The 22901-nt window shown below is 71.2% G+C and carries 19 protein-coding genes and 1 pseudogene; 10 read left to right on the top strand and 10 right to left on the bottom strand.

Annotated elements, in window-relative coordinates; genetic code table 11:
- Positions 1 to 45 precede the first annotated feature (45 nt).
- The 3 genes from KAK03_RS20085 to KAK03_RS20095 all read left to right on the top strand — a co-directional run bounded on the left by KAK03_RS20085 (position 46) and on the right by KAK03_RS20095 (position 2901).
- On the top strand, positions 46 to 1206 hold the full coding sequence (locus tag KAK03_RS20085) for a LysM peptidoglycan-binding domain-containing protein (protein ID WP_210856483.1): 1161 nt from the start codon (positions 46 to 48) through the stop codon (positions 1204 to 1206).
- A 22-nt stretch (positions 1207 to 1228) separates the two neighbouring features.
- On the top strand, positions 1229 to 2359 hold the full coding sequence (gene dprA / locus KAK03_RS20090; protein WP_210856484.1) for a DNA-processing protein DprA: 1131 nt from the start codon (positions 1229 to 1231) through the stop codon (positions 2357 to 2359).
- A gap of 89 nt (positions 2360 to 2448) precedes the next feature.
- Entirely contained in the window at positions 2449 to 2901 is a 453-nt protein-coding gene (locus tag KAK03_RS20095; RefSeq protein ID WP_210856485.1) for a Smg family protein, read from the top strand.
- A 30-nt stretch (positions 2902 to 2931) separates the two neighbouring features.
- Here KAK03_RS20095 and KAK03_RS20100 read toward each other — a convergent pair whose 3' ends face one another.
- The 7 genes from KAK03_RS20100 to KAK03_RS20130 form a co-directional block, all read right to left on the bottom strand.
- Positions 2932 to 5478 (bottom strand): DUF1631 family protein, encoded by a 2547-nt coding sequence (locus KAK03_RS20100; protein ID WP_210856486.1) that lies wholly within the window; start codon positions 5476 to 5478, stop codon positions 2932 to 2934.
- Between the two features lie 33 nt (positions 5479 to 5511).
- On the bottom strand, positions 5512 to 6549 hold the full coding sequence (gene secF / locus KAK03_RS20105; RefSeq protein ID WP_210856487.1) for a protein translocase subunit SecF: 1038 nt from the start codon (positions 6547 to 6549) through the stop codon (positions 5512 to 5514).
- Between the two features lie 18 nt (positions 6550 to 6567).
- The gene (secD, locus tag KAK03_RS20110; protein ID WP_210856488.1) at positions 6568 to 8466 is read right to left on the bottom strand and encodes a protein translocase subunit SecD; all 1899 of its coding nucleotides are present in this window, start codon (positions 8464 to 8466) and stop codon (positions 6568 to 6570) included.
- 58 nt (positions 8467 to 8524) lie between these two features.
- Positions 8525 to 8848, bottom strand: coding sequence for a preprotein translocase subunit YajC (yajC, locus tag KAK03_RS20115; RefSeq protein WP_210801734.1), 324 nt, complete (start codon positions 8846 to 8848; stop codon positions 8525 to 8527).
- Positions 8849 to 9010: 162 nt separating this feature from the next.
- Entirely contained in the window at positions 9011 to 9607 is a 597-nt protein-coding gene (locus KAK03_RS20120; RefSeq protein WP_210856489.1) for a hypothetical protein, read from the bottom strand.
- On the bottom strand, positions 9604 to 10734 hold the full coding sequence (locus tag KAK03_RS20125) for a GGDEF domain-containing protein (protein WP_210856490.1): 1131 nt from the start codon (positions 10732 to 10734) through the stop codon (positions 9604 to 9606). Before KAK03_RS20125 ends, KAK03_RS20120 begins: the two co-directional genes overlap by 4 nt.
- A gap of 32 nt (positions 10735 to 10766) precedes the next feature.
- Positions 10767 to 11279 carry an Lrp/AsnC family transcriptional regulator gene (locus KAK03_RS20130; protein ID WP_210856491.1) on the bottom strand — a complete coding sequence of 171 codons (513 nt, stop codon included), beginning with the start codon at positions 11277 to 11279 and terminating at the stop codon, positions 10767 to 10769.
- Between the two features lie 181 nt (positions 11280 to 11460).
- Between KAK03_RS20130 and KAK03_RS20135 the strand changes: the two genes are divergently transcribed.
- The 5 genes from KAK03_RS20135 to KAK03_RS20155 are packed head-to-tail and all read left to right on the top strand — an operon-like array spanning position 11461 to position 19320.
- Positions 11461 to 15003, top strand: coding sequence for an indolepyruvate ferredoxin oxidoreductase family protein (locus KAK03_RS20135; RefSeq protein ID WP_210856492.1), 3543 nt, complete (start codon positions 11461 to 11463; stop codon positions 15001 to 15003).
- A 24-nt stretch (positions 15004 to 15027) separates the two neighbouring features.
- On the top strand, positions 15028 to 16152 hold the full coding sequence (locus tag KAK03_RS20140) for an NAD(P)/FAD-dependent oxidoreductase (protein ID WP_210856493.1): 1125 nt from the start codon (positions 15028 to 15030) through the stop codon (positions 16150 to 16152).
- A gap of 23 nt (positions 16153 to 16175) precedes the next feature.
- Complete coding sequence (locus KAK03_RS20145; protein ID WP_210856494.1) at positions 16176 to 17150, top strand: glycerophosphodiester phosphodiesterase; 975 nt, start codon at positions 16176 to 16178, stop codon at positions 17148 to 17150.
- Positions 17147 to 18490, top strand: coding sequence for a glutamine synthetase family protein (locus KAK03_RS20150; RefSeq protein ID WP_210856495.1), 1344 nt, complete (start codon positions 17147 to 17149; stop codon positions 18488 to 18490). Before KAK03_RS20145 ends, KAK03_RS20150 begins: the two co-directional genes overlap by 4 nt.
- Complete coding sequence (locus KAK03_RS20155) at positions 18487 to 19320, top strand: SDR family NAD(P)-dependent oxidoreductase (protein ID WP_210856496.1); 834 nt, start codon at positions 18487 to 18489, stop codon at positions 19318 to 19320. Before KAK03_RS20150 ends, KAK03_RS20155 begins: the two co-directional genes overlap by 4 nt.
- Here the strand turns inward: KAK03_RS20155 and KAK03_RS20160 are convergent, their stop codons facing one another.
- Together KAK03_RS20160 and KAK03_RS20165 are read right to left on the bottom strand one after the other, a co-directional pair.
- Complete coding sequence (locus tag KAK03_RS20160; RefSeq protein WP_210856497.1) at positions 19321 to 20337, bottom strand: hypothetical protein; 1017 nt, start codon at positions 20335 to 20337, stop codon at positions 19321 to 19323.
- 90 nt (positions 20338 to 20427) lie between these two features.
- Complete coding sequence (locus tag KAK03_RS20165) at positions 20428 to 21027, bottom strand: 5-formyltetrahydrofolate cyclo-ligase (protein ID WP_210856498.1); 600 nt, start codon at positions 21025 to 21027, stop codon at positions 20428 to 20430.
- 72 nt (positions 21028 to 21099) lie between these two features.
- Here KAK03_RS20165 and KAK03_RS20170 point away from each other — a divergent pair, with 72 nt between their 5' ends.
- A complete protein-coding gene (locus tag KAK03_RS20170; protein ID WP_210856499.1) occupies positions 21100 to 21513 on the top strand; it encodes a TfoX/Sxy family protein in 414 nt (137 codons plus the stop codon).
- Between the two features lie 50 nt (positions 21514 to 21563).
- Here KAK03_RS20170 and KAK03_RS25530 read toward each other — a convergent pair.
- Positions 21564 to 21728 (bottom strand): annotated as a pseudogene (locus KAK03_RS25530) (DUF2917 domain-containing protein); the annotation flags it as partial.
- Between the two features lie 99 nt (positions 21729 to 21827).
- On the opposite strand from KAK03_RS25530, the gene KAK03_RS20175 reads away from it, so the two are divergent.
- Positions 21828 to 22820 carry a LysR family transcriptional regulator gene (locus KAK03_RS20175; RefSeq protein WP_210856500.1) on the top strand — a complete coding sequence of 331 codons (993 nt, stop codon included), beginning with the start codon at positions 21828 to 21830 and terminating at the stop codon, positions 22818 to 22820.
- The last annotated feature ends 81 nt before the right edge of the window (positions 22821 to 22901 follow it).

Genomic DNA, 22901 nt, shown 5'->3' on the forward strand with positions numbered 1-22901 from the left:
TGCATTGCCACTGATTTCCGGCTCATTGCCCGGGAGACTCGAACCATGAGCCGATCCTCGCCACGCCTTCTTCCTCTGCTGTGTGCCCTCGGCCTGTGCGGGGCCCTGGTCACCGGCCCGGCGTCGGCCGTCAACTACCCCGTCACCGACGGCCAGCGCAGCACCGCCCAGAAGGTGGCGCAGGCTGGCGTGCCGCTGTCCGAGCTGGCCCCTGACGCGCCCGACAGCCACACCGTCAAGCGCGGCGACACGCTGTGGGCGATCTCCAAGATCTTCCTCAAGAGCCCCTGGCGCTGGCCCGAGCTGTGGGGCATGAACCTTGAGCAGATCCGCAACCCGCACCTGATCTACCCCGGCCAGGTGCTTTGGCTGGACAAGAGCAACGGCCGCGCCGTGCTGCGCGTGGGCCGGCCGGTGGAATCCAGCGGTGATGGCAAGCTGTCCCCGCGGGTGCGCCCTGAATCGCTGCAGGACTCGGCCATCGGCTCGGTGCCGATGAGCGTGATCGGCCCGTTCCTGACCGAATCGGTGGTGCTGGAGGCCGACACCCTGGTGAATGCGCCGCGCATCGTCGCCACCCAGGAAGGCCGCGTGCTGCTGTCGCGCGGCGAGACCGCCTACGTGCGCGGTGACGTCTCGCAGGCGCGCACCTGGCAGCTCTACCGCGAACCCAAGCCGCTGACCGACCCGCTGACTGGCGAAATCCTCGGCTTCGAGGCCCGCCACGTGGGCGTGGTCGAGCAGGTCCGCGCGGGCGAGGTGCGCCCCTCGGCCGACGGCAAGACCGCCGAGTTGGTGCCGGCCACGTTCACCGTGGTGTCGCTGCGCGAGGAAGCCAATGTCGGCGACCGCCTGGCGCCGCAGCCGCCGCGCGACTTCGAACCCTACGCCCCGCACTCGCCCGAAGGGATGCTGGCCGCGCGCATCGTGGGCGTGCAGGGCGATGGCCTGAACGCCGGGCAGAACCAGATCGTCTCGATCAACCGCGGCGCCAAGGACGGCATGGAGCGCGGCCACGTGCTGGCGCTGTGGCGCGCCGGCCAGACCGCGGTGGACACCACCACCGGCGACCGCGCGGTGATGCGCCTGCCCGACACCCGCGTGGGCGAGCTCTTCGTCTTCCGCGTCTTCGACCGCGTGTCCTATGCGCTGGTGCTGCAGTCCAACACCGCCGTGACCCGCGGCGATCTGGTCACCCAGCCCTGAGCGGCGACCCGCTGCCGCGGGCATGGTCGATCCGGACGAGCTGCGTGCCTGGCTGCGGCTGAGCCACGTCAGCGGCGTGGGCCGCGGCGCCATGCGTCGCCTTCTGGCCGCCTGCGGCTCCCCCCAGGCGGTGCTCGACGCCCCGCAGGCGTTGTGGCAGGAACAGGTGGGCGCCGCCGCGGTCGAGGGCCTGCTGGCACGCCAGGACAGCGACGCCGCCGCCGATGCCGCCTGGGACGCCAGCCTGCGCTGGCTCGAGGGGGGGCCCCAGCATCAGGTGCTGGCCTGGGGCGACCCCGACTACCCGCCGCTGCTGCTGGACAGCCCCGACCCGCCGCCGCTGCTGTGGCTGGAGGGGCCCGCCTGGCGACTGGCGGCGCCGTCGGTGGCCATCGTCGGCAGCCGGCAGGCCACGCCGGCCGGTCTGGCGCATGCGCGCGAATTCGCGGCCGGGCTGAGCCGGCGCAGCCTGTGCGTGGTGTCGGGCCTGGCCTCGGGCATCGACGGCGCGGCGCACCAGGGGGCGCTGGACGGCCCGGGGGGCACGGTGGCGGTCACCGGCTGCGGCCTGGACATCGTCTACCCCACGCGCCACCGCGCGCTGGCGGCACGCATCCCCGACAACGGCGCGCTGCTCAGCGAGCACCCGCCGGGCACACCGCCGCTGCCGGCGCACTTTCCGCTGCGCAACCGCATCATCGCCGGACTGAGCCTGGGCACGCTGGTGGTGGAGGCCGCGCTGCAGTCAGGCTCGCTGATCACCGCCCGCCTCGCGCTGGAGGCCAACCGCGAGGTCTTCGCCCTGCCCGGCCCGATCCATGCCCGGCAGTCCCAGGGCTGCCTGCAGCTGATCCGCCAGGGCGCGGCGCTGGTGACCAGCGTCGAGGAACTGCTCGAGGCGCTGCCCGCCCATGCCGGGTCGGTGCCGGCGCCCGGGCCGTCCACCGCGCCTGCCGACCGGGCCGATGCCGCCGACCCCGGCGACCGTGCCGTGCTGGGTGCGCTGGGCGACGAGACCCTGGGCCTGGACGCGCTGCAGGCGCGCTGCGGCTGGCCGGCAGCCGCCCTCAGTGCGCGGCTGCTGGCGCTGGAGCTGGCGGGTCGGGTGGCGCGGCTGCCGGGCGGCCGCTTCCAGCGCATCGGCCAGGCCTGAGCCGGCGCCGGGCAAGGGCCGGAAGAGCACCCCGGCGAGGCCCTGTTTCGCCCGGCTGGGGCGCGCGGCCCAGCGGCTATGATCCTCGCATGTTCGATGTGCTGGTCTACCTCTACGAAAACTACTGGCGGCCCGAGGCCTGCCCGGAGCCCGACCAGCTCAGGCGCAAGCTTTCGGCCGTGGGTTTCGAGTCCGACGAGATCCATGACGCGCTGCAGTGGCTCGATGGCCTGGACAGCGCCGGCACGCCGCTGCTGGCGGCGCCGGCCACGCTGAGTCAGCGGATCTACCTGCCGCGCGAGGAAGACCAGCTCGGTCCGCAGGGCCTGGGTTTCCTGCGCTTTCTGGAGTCGGCCGGGGTGCTGACGCCCGAGCTGCGCGAGCAGGCGATCGACCGCGCGATGGCGGCCGGTGAAGGCCCGCTGCCGCTGGACGATCTGAAGATCATCCTGCTGATGCTGTTCTGGTCGCGTGGCGAAGAGCCCGACGCGCTGGTGCTGGACGAGTTGTTCGACGTTCCCGAGGACCGCGTCATCCACTGACCCCCGGCGCCGCGCGCCGAGTCACGCCGCTCAGGCAGCGGCCAGCAAGCGGCCCGGATCGGCCTCGATGCGGCGCAGCGCCTCGCGCGTGGCGCTGGCGGTGAGCGATTCCTCCTGCACCGGCAGCAACAGGCCCGCCTGCAGGTAGGCCGCCAGGCGCGCCTTCTGGAACAGCAGGCAGCGCCCGCCTCCGGCCGAGAACAGCGACAGCTGGCGGTGCATGCCCTGCCAGACCAGGCGCACGGTCTCCTGGCGGCCGCGGTGTTCCAGCCGGAAGGCGTCGCCCACGGCCAGCTGCATCGCCCACTGGATCATCGCGGGGCCGGGCATCGAGCCGCCGTCGCCCACCACCTCGAGACCGTCACTGCCGTGGTTGGCCTCGTCCAGGATCCAGCTGTCGTCGATCTCGAAATCGTCGTCGGGCAGCAGCTCCTCGATGGTCTCCAGGCGCTGCTTCAGGTGTTCGAACTGCTCGTCGGAGATGGTGGCCGCGCGCGCGCCGAAGGCCGCCGTCAGCGCCAGGTTCAGCGCCTTGATCGACTCTTCCTGCTTCTGCGCCGACATGCCCACCGCGTTCATGCCCTGGCGCAGCGTGGCCAGCAGCGGCGGCAGGCGGCGGATCACCTGGGCGCGTTCCTCGCGCGTGGTCTTGGCGGTGGCGGTCCAGATCAGCTCGGTCGCCGCCTCGCGCACCTGGATCAGCGCGTCGCTCTGCGGGCCATGGCGGATCGCGGTGGTGGCCAGCACATCGGCCCAGACGTGGAAGAGGAAGTCACGCACGCCATCGTGGATGGGCATGTTGGCGATCAGCTTGCGCAGCTCGATCGTGTACTGGATCGCCAGCGTCTCGCGCTGCTCGACCTGCTGCGCCAGCGAGATCCCCATGCGGGTGGTCGCGTCGTGGTCGGCGTAGTAGGACTCGAGGAACTTCTCGAACTCGTTGAGCACGGTCTGGAAGACGCGCCGGCCGGTGTCGGGGAAGGCCTCGACCACCTGCACGATGCGCTTGATCTCGGCCTCCAGCGCCGGGCCCACGGCCTCGGTGCTGCCCGCCCCCTCGAAGCCCATCACGCAGGCGCCCATGCGATCGATCAGGCGGCGCGCCGGGTGCTCCTCGGACGAGAAGAAATCGGGCTCGGCGATGGCCACCCGCAGCACCGGCATCTGCAGCCGGGCGAACCAGACCCGAATCGTGGCGGGGATGCGGTCATCGGTCAGGATGCTCTGGAACAGCAGCGCCACCAGCTCGATCGTGGCGCGCTCGGCCGGCGTGGCGGCGGCGGACTTGAGCTCGCGGCTGCGCTCCTGCAGGTCGCGCAGCACCATCGCCGGGCTGGGCGCGCCGCCGCCGCCCGGCGCCTGCGCGGCGTCGCTCTCGGCCACCACCTGCTGCTGGGCGCGCGCCATGGCCGCCGACAGCTGCGCCGAGGCCGGCTGGGCCTGCACCGTATCCAGAAAGCCGGGCAGGTGACGCTCGACGATCTGGCCGAACTGCTCGAGCACGACGTCGGTGGGCATGCGGTGACCCGCCACCGGGCGGGTCATCATGCGGGTTTCCTCGTCCATGCGGCGACGGTAGGCAGTGCTGCCGGGGCCGCTGCGGGTGTCGCCATCGCCGCCCCCGACGTACACACCGCCGGCGCCGCCCATCACGGTGCCGCCACCTGAGGGGACACCACCACCAGACGCGCCTCCGCCCCCGCCACCCACCGCGCCGCCACCCCCCGTGGACCCGCCAGCGCCCTCAGGCGAGGCCGGGAACAGGCGCCGCCAGGACGAGGGCGTGGACGATGCCGATGAGGGCCCCGCGGCCGCGCCGCCCGAACGGGTCGAGACCGGCGCATCGGCCGCTGCCGCGGCCGCCGGAGCTGCGTCCAGCGGATCCAGCGCGCCCGGTGCGGTGGGCGTGCCGTCGGAGCGCCGGATAAACGGGCGCAGGTCGATCTCGGGCATCACGCCGCGCTCGACCAGCCAGCGGTTGGCCTCGTGGTAGGCCTCCTGGGCGCGCTGGGCCAGCCGCTTGTGCAGCACGGATTCGAGCTGCTGCCAGCTGTCCAGGCTGAGGTCGCAGGCCAGCCAGGAGCGCACCAGGCAGCGCGCCATCACCTGGGGGCGCAGCACGTCGTCATCGGGGAAGTCGGGCTGGCCGCTGGTGCTGACAAAGCGGGCGCGCAGGTCGGCCACCTCCCAGGTGCACTGGTCCATCACGGCCAGCGTCAGCCGGGACACGGCAATCTCGCGGCGCACGGTGGCGTCGTCGACCAGGGACAGGTCCTTCTGGCCCTGCAGCGAACTCAGCAAGGCCCCCGACGCCGAATCGACCGCGGCGCTGGGTTCCAGCATGCGCTGGAGATGGTCTTTCAGGCGCGCCGGCCAGCCCAGGCCGTTGCGGCGAAGCTCCTGCACGATGTCGAAACGCAACTGTGCCACCGCCCGCTCGGCGGGCTGATCGGCCAGCTGATGCGCGCCCTCGGTGACCGCGGTCACCAGGGCCGCAGCATCCTGGGTGAGGGTTTCGACAAACCGCTGCCGCGCCTGGTCAACCAGAGGCGTCAACGCGGCACTCGCAGGGCTCATGGGACGGGTCGGCACAAAGACCCGTTGACTCTACTACACCACTGCCCCGGCATTGGGGTCGTTGGGGTCGCCATCCTTGCCGGACGCCACAGCTTTCAGCAAGTCTTCACGTTTGACGCCCAGCCACATCGCGATCGCCGCGGCCACGAAGACCGACGAGTAGATGCCGAACAGGATGCCGATCGTCAGCGCCACCGCGAAGTAGTGCAGCGTCGGGCCGCCAAACAGCAGCATCGACAGCACCATCATCTGGGTGCTGCCGTGGGTGATCACGGTGCGGCTCATCGTGGAGGTGATCGCGTGGTCGATCACTTCCACCGTGGTCATCTTGCGGTACTTGCGGAAGGCCTCGCGGATCCGGTCGAAGATCACCACCGACTCGTTGACCGAGTAGCCCAGCACCGCCAGCACCGCCGCCAGCACCGACAGCGAGAACTCCCACTGGAAGAAGGCGAAGAAGCCCAGGATGATGACCACGTCGTGCAGGTTGGCCAGGATGGCCGCCACCGCGAACTTCCACTCGAAGCGGAAGGCCAGGTAGATCACGATGCCGATCACCACGAAGAGCAGCGCCATCGCGCCGTCCTGGGCCAGCTCATCGCCCACCGAGGCGCCCACCGCCTCCACGCGCGAGAGCTTGACCGGTTCGTGCCCGGCCACATCGCAGGCCTGGCGGCTGACCTGCTCGCCCTTGTCGGTGGTGTACTGGCGATCGACCACCTTGCCCTGCTCGGCCGTGCACAGCGCGCCGAAGACCTTGCTGGACACCTCGGTCTGCTTGATGTCGCCGCGCACCGGCACGCGGATCATCACGTCGTGCGAGGTGCCGAAGTTCTGCACCTGGACCTCGCCCAGCTTGAGCGTCTCGACGGTCTGGCGCACCTTGCCGAGGTCGGCCGTCTGTTCGTAGGCCACCTCCAGCACCGTGCCGCCGGTGAACTCCACCGACAGGTGCAGGCCGCGCGTGGCCAGGAAGAACACCGCCGCGACGAAGGTCAGCGCCGAGATGGCGTTGAACACCAGCGCGTGGCGCATGAACGGGATGTCCTTGCGGATGCGGAAGAATTCCATGCTGAGTCTCCTGTCCGCTCAGGGCTTGTCGGTCTCGGCCGCGACGGCCGGCAGCTCGGCGCCATCGGGGCGCCAGACCTGGCCGATCGAGACCGACTTGAGTTTCTTCTGGCGGCCATACCAGAGGTTCACCAGGCCGCGCGAGAACATCACCGCCGAGAACATCGAGGTGATGATGCCCAGGCAGTGCACGATCGCGAAGCCGCGCACCGGGCCCGAACCGAAGGCCAGCAGCGCCAGACCGGCGATCAGCGTGGTGATGTTCGAGTCCAGGATGGTCGCCCAGGCGCGCTCGTAGCCGGCGTGGATCGCCGCCTGCGGCGAGGCCCCGGCGCGCAGCTCCTCGCGCACGCGCTCGTTGATCAGCACGTTGGAGTCGATCGCCATGCCCAGCGCCAGCGCGATCGCGGCGATGCCTGGCAGCGACAGCGTGGCCTGGATCATCGACAGCAGCGCCAGCAGCATCAGCAGGTTGAAGGCCAGCGCCAGCGAGCTGAACACGCCGAACAACAGGTAGTACAGGCACATGAAGATGGCGATGGCGATGAAGCCGCCGACCACGCTCTTGAAGCCCATCTCGATGTTGTCCTGGCCCAGGCTCGGGCCGATGGTGCGCTCCTCGATGATCTCCATCGGCGCCGCCAGCGAGCCAGCGCGCAGCAGCAGCGCGGTGTCGTTGGCTTCCTGGGTGGTCATGCGGCCGGAGATCTGCACCCGACCACCGCCGATCTCGGAGCGGATCACCGGCGCGGTCACCACCTCGCCCTTGCCCTTCTCGAACAGCAGGATGGCCATGCGCTTGCCCACGCTCTCGCGGGTGACATCCTTGAAGATGCGCGCGCCCTTGGCGTCCAGCGTCAGGTGCACCGCGGGCTGGTGCTGGTCGTCGAAGCCGGCCTGGGCGTCGGTGAGGTTCTCGCCGGTCAGCACCACCTGGCGCTTGACGATCAGCGGGCCGCCGCCACGCTCGGCATAGCGCTCGGTGCCGAAGGGCACCGGCGCTGCGCCGGTGGCGGCCGCCGCCGCCTCGGGCGAGTCGTCGACCATGCGCACCTCCAGCGTGGCGGTGCGGCCGATGATGTCCTTGGCGCGCGCCGTGTCCTGCACGCCAGGCAGCTGCACCACCACGCGGTCCAGGCCCTGCTGCTGGATCACCGGCTCGGAGGTGCCCAGTTCGTTCACGCGGTTGTGCAGCGTGGTGATGTTCTGCTTGAGCGCCGCCTCCTGGACCTTGCGCACCGAGGTTTCCTTGAGCGTGCCGCTCAGGACGGGGTCGCCGTTGGCGGCCGCGGTGTCGGCCCACTGCACGTCGGGCAGGTTGCCTTCCAGCACGTTGCGCGCCTGGGTGCGGGTGGCGGCGTCGCGGAAGGTGATCACGACGCTGTTGCCCTCGCGCGAGATGCCGGCGTGGCGGATGGTCTTGTCGCGCAGCATGGTGCGCGCGTCGCTGGCGATCGAGTCGGCCTTCTTGGTCAGGGCGGCGCGCATGTCCACCTGCATCAGGAAGTGCACGCCACCGCGCAGGTCCAGGCCCAGGTACATCGGCAGCGCATGCAGGCGGGTCAGCCACTGCGGCGAACGCGACACCAGGTTCAGCGCGACGATGTAGGACGGATCATTGGGGTCGGGGTTCAGCGCCTTGTTCAGCGCGTCCTTGGCCTTGATCTGGATGTCGGTGCTGGCGAAGCGCGCCTTGACCGAGTTGCCCTCGAACTGCACGAAGTCGGGCTGGATCGCGGCGGCGCTCAGCACCTCGCTGACCCGGCCTTGCAGCGAGGCATCGACCTTCAGCGTGACCTTGCCGCTGGAGACCTGCACCGCCGGCGCTTCACCAAAGAAGTTGGGCAGCGTGTAGATCAGGCCCACCACCAGCGCCAGGGCCAGCAGCGCGTATTTCCACCAGGGATAGCGATTCATGCGCGGATGTCGCGGGCCAGCCGGCCCGCGCCTCGTGAGGGAGGAAGAGGGGGTCGGCTTACTTCAGCGAACCCTTGGGCAGCACCTGCACGATCGAGGGGCGCTGGACCTGGATCTCCACGCCATTGGCCACCTCGACATGCAGCACGCTGTCGCCCAGGCGGGTGACCTTGCCCAGGATGCCGCCGGAGACCACGACCTCGTCGCCCTTGGCCAGTGCATCGATCATGGCCTTGTGCTCCTTCTGGCGCTTCATCTGGGGCCGGATCATGATGAAGTACAGCACCACGAACATCAGCACCAGCGGCAGGAACTGCATCAGGCTGGAGGCACCGCCCGCGGCGGGCGCGGCGGCTTGGGCATAGGCATTGGAGATGAACACGAAGGGATCCTCGGATGACGGGGGCCCGCCGGAATGGCCGGGCGCAACAGCGCGGCGCGCCGGGGCCGGCGCGCGCAGTGGGCTCGGATTGTAGGTGCGGGCGGAAAGTTCACCGGCAAGCCCCGGGTCAACCCGCAGTCAGACCGCTGGCGACCGGGCGGTTCAGGGTCGTTCGGCGCGCGCCTGCAGGCGCCAGCCCGCCGGTCGGGCCGACGGGGTCGACCAGGAGCGATCCCCGTTCGCCGCCGGACCCGGCAGCGCGCTCGGCGCCCACTCGGCCAGTGTGACCCAGCGGCCTGGGGGCAGCGTCAGCGTGCCGCGGGCCTCGCTGCTGCCGTCGGCATCTGCCGCCGGCCAGGTCGCGGACCAGGCCAGGTTCAGCTCGGCGCGGCGGCGCGTTGGCAGGGCCTGCAGCGACACCGCCTGCAGCGGCTGGGCCTGCGGCTCGGGACGGCGCCGTTCGGCGGGATAGAGCACCGGCCCCTGCGGGGTCCAGCCGGTGGCGACAGGGGTGTCAGTGTCGGTGTGCCAGCGATCCTGGCGCCAGCTGGCGGTGGTGCCGGGGCGCAGGCGCAGCGCGGGCCAGTCGGCGGCGGCGGCCGGGGGGGCGGACACGGTGGTGGACCAGTGCCGGTCGGCGCCTGGCGCGGCGGGCGGCATCGCCTGCCAGCGCAGCAGCACCACCCACTCGTCACCCGCACTTGGCGCAGCCCAGGCCACCTGGGCCAACAGCGTCACCAGGATCAGGCCCGCCCTCACGCGGGCTCCCGGGCCGGATCCTGGACCACGGCCAGGCTGCTGGTGCAGCCGCGGCCAGCCACCTTGGCGCGGTACATCGCCTGGTCGGCGCGCTCGATCGCCTCCTCCAGGTCGGTCAGCGCATGGCAACGCGCCACGCCGGCCGAGAAGCCGATGCGCACACTCACCGGCAGTCCCTCATGGGCCGAGCCGGCCAGCGTGCTGCGCAGCTGTTCCAGCAGCATGCGCAGCAGGGTCTCGTCGGCGTGCGGCATGGCGAACAGGAATTCCTCGCCGCCCCAGCGCGCCACCAGCCCCGATTCGCCGAACATCTGCTGGGCGCGCTGGCCGAAGGCCTGCAGCACGCGGTCGCCCACCGCGTGACCGTGCTCGTCGTTGATCTGCTTGAAGCGGTCCAGGTCGGCCAGGGCCAGCGTCATCGGCTGGCGGCTGCGGGCCAGGGTCTGCAGCTGTTCCATCATCGCGCGGCGGTTGAGCAGGCCGGTCAGCGCGTCGCGCGTGGCCAGCAGCTGGATGCGCTCCAGCGCGTCGCGCAGCTCGCTCTTCTGCGCCCGCAGGCGTTCGCGCATGCGCGCCAGGCGCCGCGCCAGCACGCCGATCGAGGCCAGCGTGACCGCGGTGAACAGCCACATCGACAGGTCCAGCGCCACGTCGGGCCAGGCGGCCTGCGCCGGCAGGCGCAGCGCCACCACACCGCCCACGCCGACGATGCCCAGCGCCGACAGCGTGCGCACCCGCCGGTCGTCCAGCGCGAACACGCCGAAGCTCAGCGTCAGCGGCATCAGCAGCAGCAGCGCCGGGCGCAGCGGGCCCGCCAGCCAGTAGGCCCAGGCCACGCAGCCCATCGCGAAGGCCATCTGCGGCAGGCTCAGCGAGGCCTCGGCGCTCAGCCGCTCGCTCCAGCCGCTGCGCACCAGCCCGTAGAACACCGCGCAGCCGCTCCAGGTGATGGCCGCGTACCAGCCCAGCTCGCCCAGCGCCGCGCCGCTGACCCGGTGTTCCACCAGCAGCAGGATCTGCATCAGCAGCAGCGCCGGCATGCCCAGCAGCGTCTGCTGCACGCGCATGCGGCGGCGGCCCGGTGGACCGAGCAGCTGTTGGCCGATGCTGTGGAGGGACCCGCGCATGGACGGGTTGATCGGCGCGCCAGCGCCAGACTTTAGAGGTGACCCAGCGGCAGCGCAGCCCCGGCCTTGACCTCGCCCAGCGAAAAGCTGGTGTGCAGGTCCTTGATGTTGGGCAGCTTGAACAGCGTCTCCATCGTCCAGCGCGAGTAGGCGTCCAGGTCAGGCACCAGCACCTGCAGCTCGAAAGTGCCCGCGCCGCTGATGTAGTGGCAGGCGATGACCTCGGGCAGGCCGCGGATGGCCGCCTCCAGCGCCCGGGTGCTCTCGGCGTTGTCACGCTCGGTATCCACCCGCACGAAGGCCAGCACGCCCAGGCCGATCTTGCGGCGGTCGATCTCGGCGCGGTAGCCGGTGATCACGCCCAGTTCCTCCAGCCGGCGCACGCGCCGCCAGGTGGGTGCGGCCGACAGGCCGATCGCGGCGGCCAGGTCGGCGTTGGACTGCCGGGCGTCGCGCTGCAGCGCGGCCAGGATGGCCACGTCGTAGCGGTCCAGCGCTGGCGGGGCGGCGCTCCGGGTTTGCCCTGAATATTCAGCGTCTGGCAATTTTCAATCCCATCTCGAGCAAATTGAGCAAGATTGTTTCTCCAGATCACCCCACTTGGCAATCGAAAGAAAGCACTTCTCGGCCGAGCGCTCCTACACTCGATCCACGCCACACCCCGGTGGGACCGGCCCCGGCCACAAGCCGGCGCCGGCTGCCCATGCCTGACAGGAGCCGCCCCGCATGAACGCCCCGCTGCCCGCTTCCGTGCTGAAGTCACTGGAAGCCGTCACGCTCGATGACAAGTACACCCTGCCCTCCGGCCGGGCCTTCATGAGCGGCGTGCAGGCGCTGGTGCGCCTGCCGCTGCTGCAGCGCGCCCGCGACGCCGCCGCGGGCCTGAACACCGCCGGCTTCATCAGCGGCTACCGCGGCTCGCCACTGGGCACCTACGACCAGTCGCTGCAGGCGGCAAAGAAGCACCTGGCGGCGCAGCACATCGTCTTCCAGCCCGGCGTCAACGAGGAACTGGGCGCCACCGCGGTCTGGGGCACGCAGCAGCTGGACCTGTTCCCCGAGCAGAAGAAGCACGACGGCGTGTTCGGCATCTGGTACGGCAAGGGCCCGGGCGTGGACCGCTGCCTGGATGTGTTCAAGCACGCCAACATGGCCGGCACCGCCAAGCACGGCGGCGTGATCGCGATTGCCGGCGATGACCATGTCGCCAAGAGCTCCACCGCCGCCCACCAGAGCGACCACGTCTTCAAGGCCTGCGGCCTGCCCACCTTCTTCCCGTCCAGCGTGCAGGACATCCTGGACATGGGCCTGCACGCCTTCGCGATGAGCCGCTTTGCCGGCGTGTGGACCGGCATGAAGACGATCCAGGACATCGTCGAATCCAGCAGCAGCGTGGATGTGTCGGCCGACCGCGTGAAGATCATCCTGCCCGAGGACTTCATCATGCCGCCGGGCGGTGTGCACATCCGCTGGCCCGACCCGCCGCTGGAGCAGGAAGCCCGGCTGATGGACACCAAGTGGTACGCCGCGCTGGCCTATGTGCGCGCCAACCGCCTGAACCACAACGTGGTGGCCACGCCCAACGACCGCTACGGCATCATCGCCAGCGGCAAGGCCTGGAACGACACCCGCCAGGCGCTGTCCGACCTGGGCCTCACCGATGACGTCTGCCGCGCCATCGGCCTGCGCCTGCACAAGGTCAACGTGGTCTGGCCGCTGGAGGCCACCATCACCCGCGACTTCGCGCTGGGCCTGCAGGAGATCCTGGTGGTCGAGGAGAAGCGCCAGGTCATCGAATACCAGCTCAAGGAAGAGCTCTACAACTGGCGCACCGACGTGCGCCCCAACGTGCTGGGCAAGTTCGACGAGGACGACAGCGCCGACCACAGCGGCGGCGAATGGAGCCGCCCCAACCCCAGCGAGAACTGGCTGCTGCGCGCCAAGGCCGACCTGACGCCGGCTATCATCGCCAAGGCCATCGCCAAGCGCCTGACCAAGCTGGGCGTGCCCGACGACGTGCGCGCCCGCATGGACGCCCGCATCCGCGTGATCGAGGCCAAGGAGCGCGAGCTGGCCACGCTGACGGTCAACACCGGCGAGCGCACGCCCTGGTTCTGCTCGGGCTGCCCGCACAACACCAGCACCCGCGTGCCCGAGGGCTCGCGCGCGGTGGCCGGCATCGGTTGCCACTACATGGTCAACTGGATGCCCGGCCGCGCCACCAGCACCTTCACCCAGATGGGCGGCGAGGGCGTGCCCTGGGTGGGCCAGGCGCCGTTCACCAAGGAGGAGCACATCTTCGCCAACCTGGGCGACGGCACCTACTTCCACTCGGGCCTGCTGGCGATCCGCCAGAGCATCGCCGCCGGCGTCAACATCACCTACAAGATCCTCTACAACGACGCCGTGGCCATGACCGGCGGCCAACGCGTGGGCGAGCGGCCCGAGGGCCACTCGGTGCTGCAGATCATGCAAAGCCTCATCGCCGAGGGCGTGGCCAAGCTGGTCATCGTCACCGACGAGCCCGAGAAATACCAGGGCGCGGCGCTGAGCCCCGGCGTCACGGTGCACCACCGCGACGAACTGGACGCGATCCAGCGCCAGTTCCGCGAACTCAAGGGCACCACCGCGATCATCTACGACCAGACCTGCGCCACCGAGAAGCGCCGCCGCCGCAAGCGCGGCAGCCTGGTCGACCCGGCCAAGCGGGTGGTGATCAACGAGCTGGTCTGCGAGGGCTGCGGCGACTGCTCGGTGCAGAGCAACTGCGTCTCGGTCGAGCCGCTGGAGACCGAGTTCGGCCGCAAGCGCCAGATCAACCAGAACACCTGCAACAAGGACTTCTCCTGCGTCAAGGGCTTCTGCCCCAGCTTCGTCACCGTCGAGGGCGGCGCGCTGAAGAAGCCCAAGGCCGGCGGCAAGGACCTGGCGATGCCGGCCGTGCCCGACCCGGTGGTGCCCGCGGCGCCCGAGGCCTGGGGCATCGTCGTCGCCGGCATCGGCGGCACCGGCGTCATCACCATCGGCCAGCTGCTGGGCATGGCCGCGCACCTGGAGGGCAAGGGCATCGTCACGCAGGACGCCGCTGGCCTGGCGCAAAAGGGCGGCGCCACCTGGAGCCATGTGCAGATCGCTGACGACCCGGCGAACATCCTGGCCACCAAGGTGGACACCGCCAAGGCCGACCTGGTGATCGGCTGCGAGGCCATCGTCACCGCCGCCAAGCCCACGCTGACCGCGATGCAGCCGGGCCGCACCTTCGTGGCGATGAACAGCCACCGCACGCCCACCGCCGCCTTCATCGGCAACGCCGACTGGCAGTTCCCGGCCGCCGGCTGCGAGGACGCGGTGCGCTCGGCCGTGGGTGCCGAGCACTTCGCGGCCTTCGATGCCGAGGAGGTCTCGGTCAAGCTGCTGGGCGACTCGATCTACACCAACCCGCTGATGCTGGGCTACGCCTGGCAGCGTGGCCGCGTGCCGCTGAGCCATGCGTCGCTGATGCGCGCGATCGAGCTCAACGGCACCCAGGTCGAGAAGAACAAGCTGGCGTTCGAGTGGGGCCGCCGCTGCGCCCATGACCTGGCCGCGGTGAGGGCGCTGTACATCGCCGGGCAGGTGATCCAGTTCGTCAAGCGGCCGTCGCTGGACGAGCTGCTGCAGCGCCGGGTGGACTTCCTCACCGGCTACCAGGACAGCGCCTACGCCGAGCGCTACCGCGCCTTTGTCGAGCAGGTGCGCCAGCGCGAGGCCGCGCTGGGCGGCAGCACCCGCCTGGCCGAGGCCGTCGCCCGCTACCTGTTCAAGCTGATGGCCTACAAGGACGAGTACGAAGTCGCCCGCCTGCACACCGCGCCCGAGTTCACCGCCAAGGTGGCGGCGATGTTCGACGGCGAGGTGAAGCTGGTGCACCACCTGGCACCGCCGATGTTCGCCAAGACCAATGAGCGCGGCGAGCTGGTCAAGGCGCCCTACGGCCCCTGGGTGCGCACCGCGATGGGCTGGCTGGTGAAGTTCAAGGGCCTGCGCGGCACCGCGCTCGACCCCTTCGGCCGCCACCCCGAGCGGCGCGAGGAACGCGCGCTGATCGACGAGTACCGCCGCACCGTGGAGGAGCTGCTGGCCGGCCTGAGCGCCGACAAGCTGCCGCTGGCGGTGCAGATCGCCAGCCTGCCCGAGGAGATCCGCGGCTACGGCCACATCAAGGCGCGGCACCTGGCTGCGGTGCGGCCGAAGTGGGCGCAGCTGATGGCGCAGTGGCGCGGCGCCTGAGCGCCGCCGGCTGACAATCGGGCGATGTTCGACATCGCCATCCTCGGCGCCGGCATCGCCGGCGCCTCGCTCGCCTGGACCCTGTCGCAGGACGGCGGACCGCCGCTGCGCATCGCGCTGCTCGAGGCCGAGGACCAGCCCGGCCGGCACAGCACCGGCCGCTCGGCGGCGATGTTCATGGAGAGCTACGGCCCGCCGCAAGCGCGCGCGCTGACCCGCGCCAGCCGGGCCTTTTACGAATCGCCCCCCGCCGGTTTCTGCAGTGTGCCGCTGCTGTCGCCACGCGGCGCGCTGTACCTGGCCGGGCCAGGTCAACAGACGTTGCTGGACGAGACCCGCGCCGCGCTGCAGGCCACCGGCACTGTGGTCGAGACGCTGGACGCCGCGGCCGTGCGGGCCCGTGTGCCGGTGCTGCGCCCCGACCAGGTGATCGGCGGTCTGTGGGAGGCCGATGCGATGGACATCGACGTCGCCGCCCTGCACCAGGGCTACCTGGCCGGCGCACGCCGCGCCGGCGTGACGCTGCACTGCGGCTTCGCACTGCAGGCCGCCGAACGGGTGGCCGATGGCTGGCGGCTGCAGCCGGCGCGCGGCGAGCCGCTGGTGGCGGCGCGCGTGGTCAACGCCGCCGGCGCCTGGGCCGACCCGGTGGCCGCGCTGTTCGGTGCCGCGCCCCAGCGCATCCAGCCCTGCCGCCGCGCCGCCTTCACCTTCGATGCGCCGGCAGGCCTGGACACGCGCGGCTGGCCGGTGCTGGCCGCGCTGGACGACCGCGGCTACTTCAAGCCCGACGCGGGGGCGCTGCTGGGCTCGCCGGCCAATGCCGACCCGGTGGCCGCGCACGACGTGCAGCCCGAAGAGCTGGACATCGCGCTGGGCATCGCCTGGATCGAGGAGGTCTCGACGCTGACGATCCGCCGCCCGCGCCACACCTGGGCTGGCCTGCGCAGCTTTGCGCCCGACGGCGAGCTGGTGATCGGCGCCGACCCCGCCGTGCGCGGCCTGTTCTGGCTGGCCGGCCAGGGCGGCTACGGTATCCAGAGTGCCGCCGGCGCCGCCGCGCTGGCGGCCAGCCTGCTGCGCGGTGCGCCACGGCCTGCGACACTCGCCGCTCACGGCGTGCAGCCGGCGGTGATGGCACCGCGCTGAAGCCGATCCAGGAGATAGCCCCGATGAGTGCCTGCCTGCGCCTTGCCGCCATCGTTCTGGCCCTGTGGGCCGGCAGCGCCTCGGCCTTCGACCTGCAGTCGCACCGCGGCGGCCGCGGCCTGTGGCCGGAGAACACGCTGGCCGCCTTTGAGCGCTCGATCCGCCTGGGTGTCACCACACTGGAGATGGACGCTGCCGTCACCGCCGACGGCGTGGTGGTGATCCACCACGACCGCGCGCTGAACAAGGCCATCACGCGCGATGCCGAGGGCCGCTTCCTCATCCGCGACGACCTGCTGATCAACCGCCTGCCGCTGGCCACGGTGAAGACCCACGACGTGGGTCGCCACGATCTGACCAGCAAGTACGGCCGCGACTTCCCGGACCAGCAGGCGATCGACGGCCAGCGCATCCCCACCTTGGCCGAGGTCTTCGAGCTGGTGCAGCGCCTGGGCGCCAAGGACATCCACTTCGACATCGAGACCAAGCTCGACCCGCGCTACCCCGAGGACACGCTGGCGCCCGAGCCCTTTGTCGACGCGCTGCTGTCGGTGATCCGCGCGCACGGCATGACCCAGCGGGTGATGGTGCAGAGCTTCGACTGGCGCACGCTGCAGTGGCTGCACAAGAAGCAGCCAGGGCTGCGCACGATGTACCTGACGATGGACTTCCCCGATTACTCCACGGTGCGCGACGGCACCTGGACCGCCGGCCACCTGGTGAAGGACCACGGCGGCTCGGTGCCGCGCACGATCCGCGCCTCGGCCGGTGAGGCACCGGGCGTGATCTGGGGCGTACACCACCGCAACCTGACCCCGGCGCTGCTGAAGGAGGCTCGCGACCTGGGTCTGATCGTGATCCCCTGGACGATCAACGACCAGCCCCGCATGGCCGAGCTGATCAACTGGGGCGTGGACGGCATCATCACCGACTACCCCGACCGCCTGCGGGCGGTCATGACCGACAAGGGCCTGCCGCTGCCCGCAGGCGTGAAATGAGCACCCACCCCCACGACGATCTGGCCGAGCGCTTGCGGGCGCTGGGCGTGCGCGACATCGAATGCCTGTTCCCCGATGTCTCGGGTTATCCGCGCGGCAAGCTGATGCCCGCCGCCGCCTTCGCCCGCGGCCAGGAGCTGCGCATCGCGCAGGCCATCCCGATGCAGTGCGTCACTGGCGAATACTCCTACGACCCGATCTTCCCGGACGCCGACCCCGATGTGCGCCTGGTGCCCGACCTGGCCACGCTGCGCCCGGTGCCCTGGGCCAGCTCGCCGCGCTGGATGGCGATCCACGATTGCATCGAGCTGGATGGCCGGCCCTGCGCCTTCGCGCCGCGCCAGGTGCTGCAGGCGGTGCTGGCGCGCTATGCCGAGCGCGGCCTGAGGCCGGTGGTGGCGCCGGAGATCGAGTTCTACCTGACCGCGCCCAACACCGACCCCGCCAAGCCGCTGACCGCGCCGGTGGGCCGCAGCGGCCGCGCCGAGGTCGGTCAGTCGGCCTTCAGCCTGAGCCTGCTGAACGAGCTGGCGCCGTTCTGGGACGCCTTCCATGCAGCGATCGACACACTCGGCATCCGCGGCGACACCTGGATCCATGAGGTCGGCTGCAGCCAGTACGAGATCAACCTGCTGCACGGCGACGCGCTGGCGGTGGCCGACCAGGCCTTCCTGTTCAAGCTGGCGGCCAAGGAGGTGGCGCTGCAGCACAGCCTGAACGCGGTCTTCATGGCCAAGCCGATCAGCGGCGAGGCCGGCAGCAGCATGCACCTGCACCAGAGCGTGGTCGATGCGCAGGGCCGCAACATCTTCACCGACGCGGCCGGTGCCGACACTCCCGCGCTGGGTCACTTCATCGCCGGCCTGCAGACCTACGGACCGGACCTGATGCTGGTCTACGCGCCCTTCATCAACTCGTTCCGCCGCTATGTCAGCGGCAGTCAGGCGCCGACCACGCTGGCCTGGGGCCGCGACAACCGCACCGTGGGTCTGCGCGTGCCGACCTCGTCGCCGGTGGCGCGGCGGGTGGAGAACCGCATCGCCGGGGCCGATGCCAACCCCTATCTGGCGATCGCCGCCTCGCTGGCCGCCGGCCTGGCCGGGCTGGAAGAACAGCTCACGCCCACCGAGCCGGTGCAGGGCAACGGCTACGACGAGACGCACGGCCTGCCGCGCACCTTTCTGGCCGCGCACGAGCGCATGGCGCACAGCCCGCACGCCGCGCGGCTGATGGGCGCCGATTTCGTGCGCGCCTACCTGGCCGTCAAGGCGCTGGAGCACGACAGCTACCTGAACCACATCAGCGAATGGGAGCGGCGCTTTCTGGCGCCCCAGGCATGAACCAGCGCACTGCCCTGATCACCGGCTGTTCCAGCGGCATCGGTGCCGCGCTGGCCGCCGAACTGCTGCGCCGGGGCTGGCGCGTCATTGCCACCGCGCGCCGGCCCGAGCGGCTGCAGTCGCTGGTGGACGCTGGCGCCCGGGCGATGGCGCTGGATGTGGACGACGCCGCATCGATCGCTGCGCTCGCCGCCACGCTGCAGGCCGAGGGCCTGGCGCTGCACCTGCTGGTCAACAACGCCGGCTTTGGCCAATTCGGCGCGCTGATGGACCTGTCGCCGCAGGCGCTGCGGCAGCAGCTCGACACCAATGTGGTGGCCCCGGTGGCGGTGACGCAGGCCCTGCTGCCACGGCTGCGCGCCGCCGCGCCGCAGGCCTGCGTGGCGCACATCGGCAGTGTCTCCGGCGTCACGGCCACGCCCTTTGCCGGCGCCTACTGCGCCAGCAAGGCCGCGCTGCATGCGCTGGCCGACGCGATGCGCATGGAGCTGGCGCCCTTCGGCATCCGGGTGGTGACGGTGCAGCCGGGCGGCATCGTCTCGGGCTTTGGCGACGCCGGTGGCGAGCGGGTGCAACTGCCCGAGGGCTCGCTGTACGCGCCCGTGGCCAAGGCAGTGCTGCGCCGCGCCCAGGCCTCGCAGAAAGGGGCCACGCCGGTGGCCGACTTCGTGCGCGGTCTGGCCGATCACCTGGAACAGCCGTCGCCCGGCCCGCTCTACCGCGCGGGCGCCAACAGCGCCAAGCTGGTGTGGCTCAAGCGCCTGCTGCCCACCGCCACGCTGGACGCCAAGCTGTCGGCGCTGTTCGGGCTGGACCGGCTGCGGGGCTGATCAGGGCAGCGGCGTCAGCAGCACGGCGCGGGTCGTGCCGTCCTTGCTGGCCGTGGCGGCGATCTGGCCGTTGTCGTTGATGCGGACGGCCTGCAGCAGCTGGTAGCCGGCGCCGCTGACCGGGTCGAGCAGCGTGTTCAGGTCCACCGGGTTGGTGCCGGGCGCCAACAGCAGCGCACGCGAGCTGCCGTCGGGCAGCAGGCCATAGCCCACGATGCCGCCACGGTCGTTCAGGCCGGTCGCCATCGTCATCGTGCCGCCCAGGCTGCCCAGGTCAATCGGCAGGCCGGCGCGGTACAGCACGGCGTGCCAGCGGCCATCGGGCGCCATCGAGCCGCCGGCGATCTCGCCAGCCTGGTTGATGGCCGCGACCGAGCACAGGTTGCCCGCCAGCTTGGGCAGGTAGCTGGCGTTGCCGCCGGCAGGCTGGTGCCAGCAGTTGAGCGTGCCGTTCGACGGGTAGGGGCGCTGGTTGCCGATCACCTCGCCGGCATCGTTGATGCCGTTGGCGGTGGTCTGGCCGGGGCCGACCTGGCGCATCGTGCCGCCGCTCCAGAGGGTGCCGAAAACGTAGCGCGCGCCGTGGTCGCTGTAGCCCACCACGTCGCCCTGGCGATTGACCGCCAGCGCCACGCTGTTCCACATGCCGGGCAGCTTGCCCAGGTCCAGCGGCTTGTTCTTCTTCCACAGCACCGCGCGCGCCCAGCCGTCGGCATGGCGGGTGTCGCCCACCGCCCAGCCGAGGTCATTCAGACCAAACGCGCGGGTGTACTGGCCCGCCAGCAAGGGCTGCAGTGCCCGGGCGCCGCCCGCGCCGGTGCGGAAGCCCTGGTAGACCGTCAGCGGTCCGCCGGGGCTGGCAGTGGCTACGCCGTCGCCGGCGGCATTCAGGCCATTGGCGGTGGCCACACCGCTGCCCTGGTTGCCAAAGTCCGTCAGCTGGTAGCTGGTGGCACTGGCGCTGCCCGCCAGCGCCAGTGCCGCGCAACCGGCCCAGCCGGTGATCCAATGCCTCATGGTCCATCCTCCACATCTGTGCGAGGAGGACCCTTCCCCCAGCGCTGTATTTAATGTGCAATTCGCACATTAAGGCAGTCTGAAGGGGCGTCAGGCGGGATCGCGCTCCCAGAACACGCCTTCTTCGGTCAACAGCGCGTCCAGCGGGATGTCGTGCGGCTCGGCCTGCAGCCAGGGCAGGTAGCCGTGCATGTAGCCCAGCCCGGCGGTGGCCGGGGCGGGCTCCAGCGCCGCCAAGGTGCGGTCATAGAAGCCGCCGCCATAGCCCAGGCGCACGCCGCCGGGGCCGAAGCCGACGCAGGGCACCAGCAGCAGCTCGGGGTGGAAGGACTCGGTGTCCTTGGGCTTGGGGATGCCGTAGGCGTCCTCCTCCATCGGGCAGCCGGGGTACCAGACGTGGAAGGTCAGTTGCTTGGTCTCGCGGTTCATCACCGGCAGGCCGATGCGCCGGCCGGGCTCGGCCTCGCTCCAGCGGTACAGCGCCGGCAGCGCGTCGAACTCGCCCTTGATCGGCCAGTAGGCGCCGATGGTGGTTTCCTTGCGGCTGATCAGCCAGACCATCAGCACCTCCTGCAGGTGGCTGGCGCGCTGGTGGCGGTCGAGCAGGCTCATGCGCTCGGCCTGCAGCTGCTTGCGCAGCACGGCCTTGTCGCGCGAGGGTTCGAGGTTCAGCTTGAACGGCAGGGTCATGGCGCGGTGGTCCCGGGCATTGGTTCACCCGATTGTCGACCAGGGGCCGTGCTGCTGACTACACTGGGCCGCATGACGCCGGACAAGGCCTTCGTGAACTGGTGCACCGAGTTGCTGGCGCCGCTGGGCGCGGTGCGCAGCCGGCGCATGTTCGGCGGCCATGGCCTGTATGTGGACGAGCTGTTCGTCGCGCTGATCATGCGCGAGGTGCTGTACCTGAAGGTCGACGACGCGACGCAGCCGCGCTTCGAGGCCGCCGGCTGCCACCGCTTCGAGTACGTCACCGCCCAGGGCGAGCACGGCGCGCTGCGCTACTTCAGCGCGCCGGACGAGGCGATGGACGCCCCGTCTCAGATGCAGCCCTGGGGCCGGCTGGCTCTGGAGGCGGCGCTGCGCGCCCAGGCGGCCAAGGCGCCGAAAGCGCCCCAGGCCCGGCGCAGCGGCGCCCCCCGGTCGGCCAAACCGCGGCGACCCACCCCGTCCTGAGCGGCGACGAACACCACCGTCGGGCGGCTGCCCTCCTGCCAGGGGCCCAGGTGGACCCGCTCGCCCGCGGTCACCCGCAGCACGGCCCCGCGGGCCAGCACGTGGTCGTCGGGGTCGCCTTCGCGGGTGATCCAGGCGGGCTCGCCCGCCGCCACCAGCCAACCGGTGTGCGCCACGTCCCAGGACTGGCGCTGCCGCAGATGCCATTCCATCATCAATCTCCTGCCGCCAACCTTTGGCGAGTGGCTGAATCATGCAGGTGGAGCGTGGGTTTGACGAATGAATTCGCCAGACCGGATTCATAATCAGCGCTCATGAATCGCCCGCCGCACCGCCCGCTCTCGCTCGATGGCCTGCGCGCCTTCGAGGCCGTGGCCCGGCTGCTGTCGTTCAGCGCTGCCGCCGAGGAGCTGCACCTGACCCAGCCGGCCGTCAGCCGCCAGATCAAGTCGCTCGAGGAGGAACTGGGCGCCGCCCTCTTCCACCGCGCCACGCGCCGCGTCGACCTCACCAGCGCCGGCCAGGCGCTGCTGCGCGTGGTGGCGCCGGCACTGGCACGCATCGACACCTCGGTGCGCCAGATCCGCATGTCGCGCAGCCGCGAGATGGTCAGCGTCACCACCTTCCCGTCGATGGCTTCGCTGTGGCTGATGCCGCGCCTGACCGACTTCGAACGCAGCCACCCCGGCGCCGACATCCGCATCGCCGCCACCGACCGACTGATCGAGACCGATGACTTCGAGCTGGATGTGGCGCTGCGCCACTGCCGCCCCGAAAAGGCCCCGGCCGGCTCCGAGCGCCTGTTCCCCGAGCTGCTGACCCCGGTGATCGGCGCCGCGCTGCACCAGGCGATCGCCCGCGGCGAGGCCCCGCCGCTGGCCACGCCGGCCGATCTGGCGCAGCACACGCTGATCGAGATGGACGACGGCACGCCGCCGGCGATTGCGCTGGGCTGGGGCGCCTGGCTGGGCGCCGAACAGCTGGGGCACCTGGCGCCGCGGCGCTGGATCACGCTGAACTTCACCCACCAGCAGGTGCAGGCCGCACTGGCCGGCCACGGCGTGGCGCTGGCCCGGCTGGCCCTGGTGCACGAGATGCTGGCCCGCGGCGATCTGGTCGAGCCCTTCGGCCCGGCCCACCGCCAGCCGGTGCCCTGGCTGTACTGGCTGGTGCCGCTGGCCGGCGCCGGCGAGCCGCCGCGCCCGGAGGTGCAGGCCTTCATGGCCTGGGTGCGCGCCCAGGCGGTGCTGACCCGCGTGGCGATCGGTGACGTGCCGGACGCCGAAACCGAAGCCTTGCCGGATTGATGGTGCCCCCAGGCTAGCCGCTGCGCGGCGTCGCCACCCCCCAGGGGGGCTCGCCCGCCTTGGGGCGGCCCGGCGGCGGGC

This window comes from Ideonella alba (assembly GCF_018069845.1).
Taxonomy (GTDB): Bacteria; Pseudomonadota; Gammaproteobacteria; order Burkholderiales; family Burkholderiaceae_C; genus Ideonella; species Ideonella alba.

Bases quoted from the DNA above. Each gene is read 5' to 3' on its own strand.
- KAK03_RS20100 (WP_210856486.1), bottom strand. From the start codon at position 5,478: ATGAGCCCTGCGAGTGCCGCGTTGACGCCTCTGGTTGACCAGGCGCGG.
- KAK03_RS20155 (WP_210856496.1), top strand. From the start codon at position 18,487: ATGAACCAGCGCACTGCCCTGATCACCGGCTGTTCCAGCGGCATCGGT.
- KAK03_RS20160 (WP_210856497.1), bottom strand. From the start codon at position 20,337: ATGAGGCATTGGATCACCGGCTGGGCCGGTTGCGCGGCACTGGCGCTG.
- KAK03_RS20140 (WP_210856493.1), top strand. From the start codon at position 15,028: ATGTTCGACATCGCCATCCTCGGCGCCGGCATCGCCGGCGCCTCGCTC.
- KAK03_RS20175 (WP_210856500.1), top strand. From the start codon at position 21,828: ATGAATCGCCCGCCGCACCGCCCGCTCTCGCTCGATGGCCTGCGCGCC.
- dprA (WP_210856484.1), top strand. From the start codon at position 1,229: ATGGTCGATCCGGACGAGCTGCGTGCCTGGCTGCGGCTGAGCCACGTC.
- secD (WP_210856488.1), bottom strand. From the start codon at position 8,466: ATGAATCGCTATCCCTGGTGGAAATACGCGCTGCTGGCCCTGGCGCTG.
- KAK03_RS20145 (WP_210856494.1), top strand. From the start codon at position 16,176: ATGAGTGCCTGCCTGCGCCTTGCCGCCATCGTTCTGGCCCTGTGGGCC.
- KAK03_RS20150 (WP_210856495.1), top strand. From the start codon at position 17,147: ATGAGCACCCACCCCCACGACGATCTGGCCGAGCGCTTGCGGGCGCTG.
- KAK03_RS20125 (WP_210856490.1), bottom strand. From the start codon at position 10,734: ATGCGCGGGTCCCTCCACAGCATCGGCCAACAGCTGCTCGGTCCACCG.
- KAK03_RS20170 (WP_210856499.1), top strand. From the start codon at position 21,100: ATGACGCCGGACAAGGCCTTCGTGAACTGGTGCACCGAGTTGCTGGCG.
- KAK03_RS20165 (WP_210856498.1), bottom strand. From the start codon at position 21,027: ATGACCCTGCCGTTCAAGCTGAACCTCGAACCCTCGCGCGACAAGGCC.
- KAK03_RS20085 (WP_210856483.1), top strand. From the start codon at position 46: ATGAGCCGATCCTCGCCACGCCTTCTTCCTCTGCTGTGTGCCCTCGGC.
- KAK03_RS20135 (WP_210856492.1), top strand. From the start codon at position 11,461: ATGAACGCCCCGCTGCCCGCTTCCGTGCTGAAGTCACTGGAAGCCGTC.
- secF (WP_210856487.1), bottom strand. From the start codon at position 6,549: ATGGAATTCTTCCGCATCCGCAAGGACATCCCGTTCATGCGCCACGCG.
- KAK03_RS20095 (WP_210856485.1), top strand. From the start codon at position 2,449: ATGTTCGATGTGCTGGTCTACCTCTACGAAAACTACTGGCGGCCCGAG.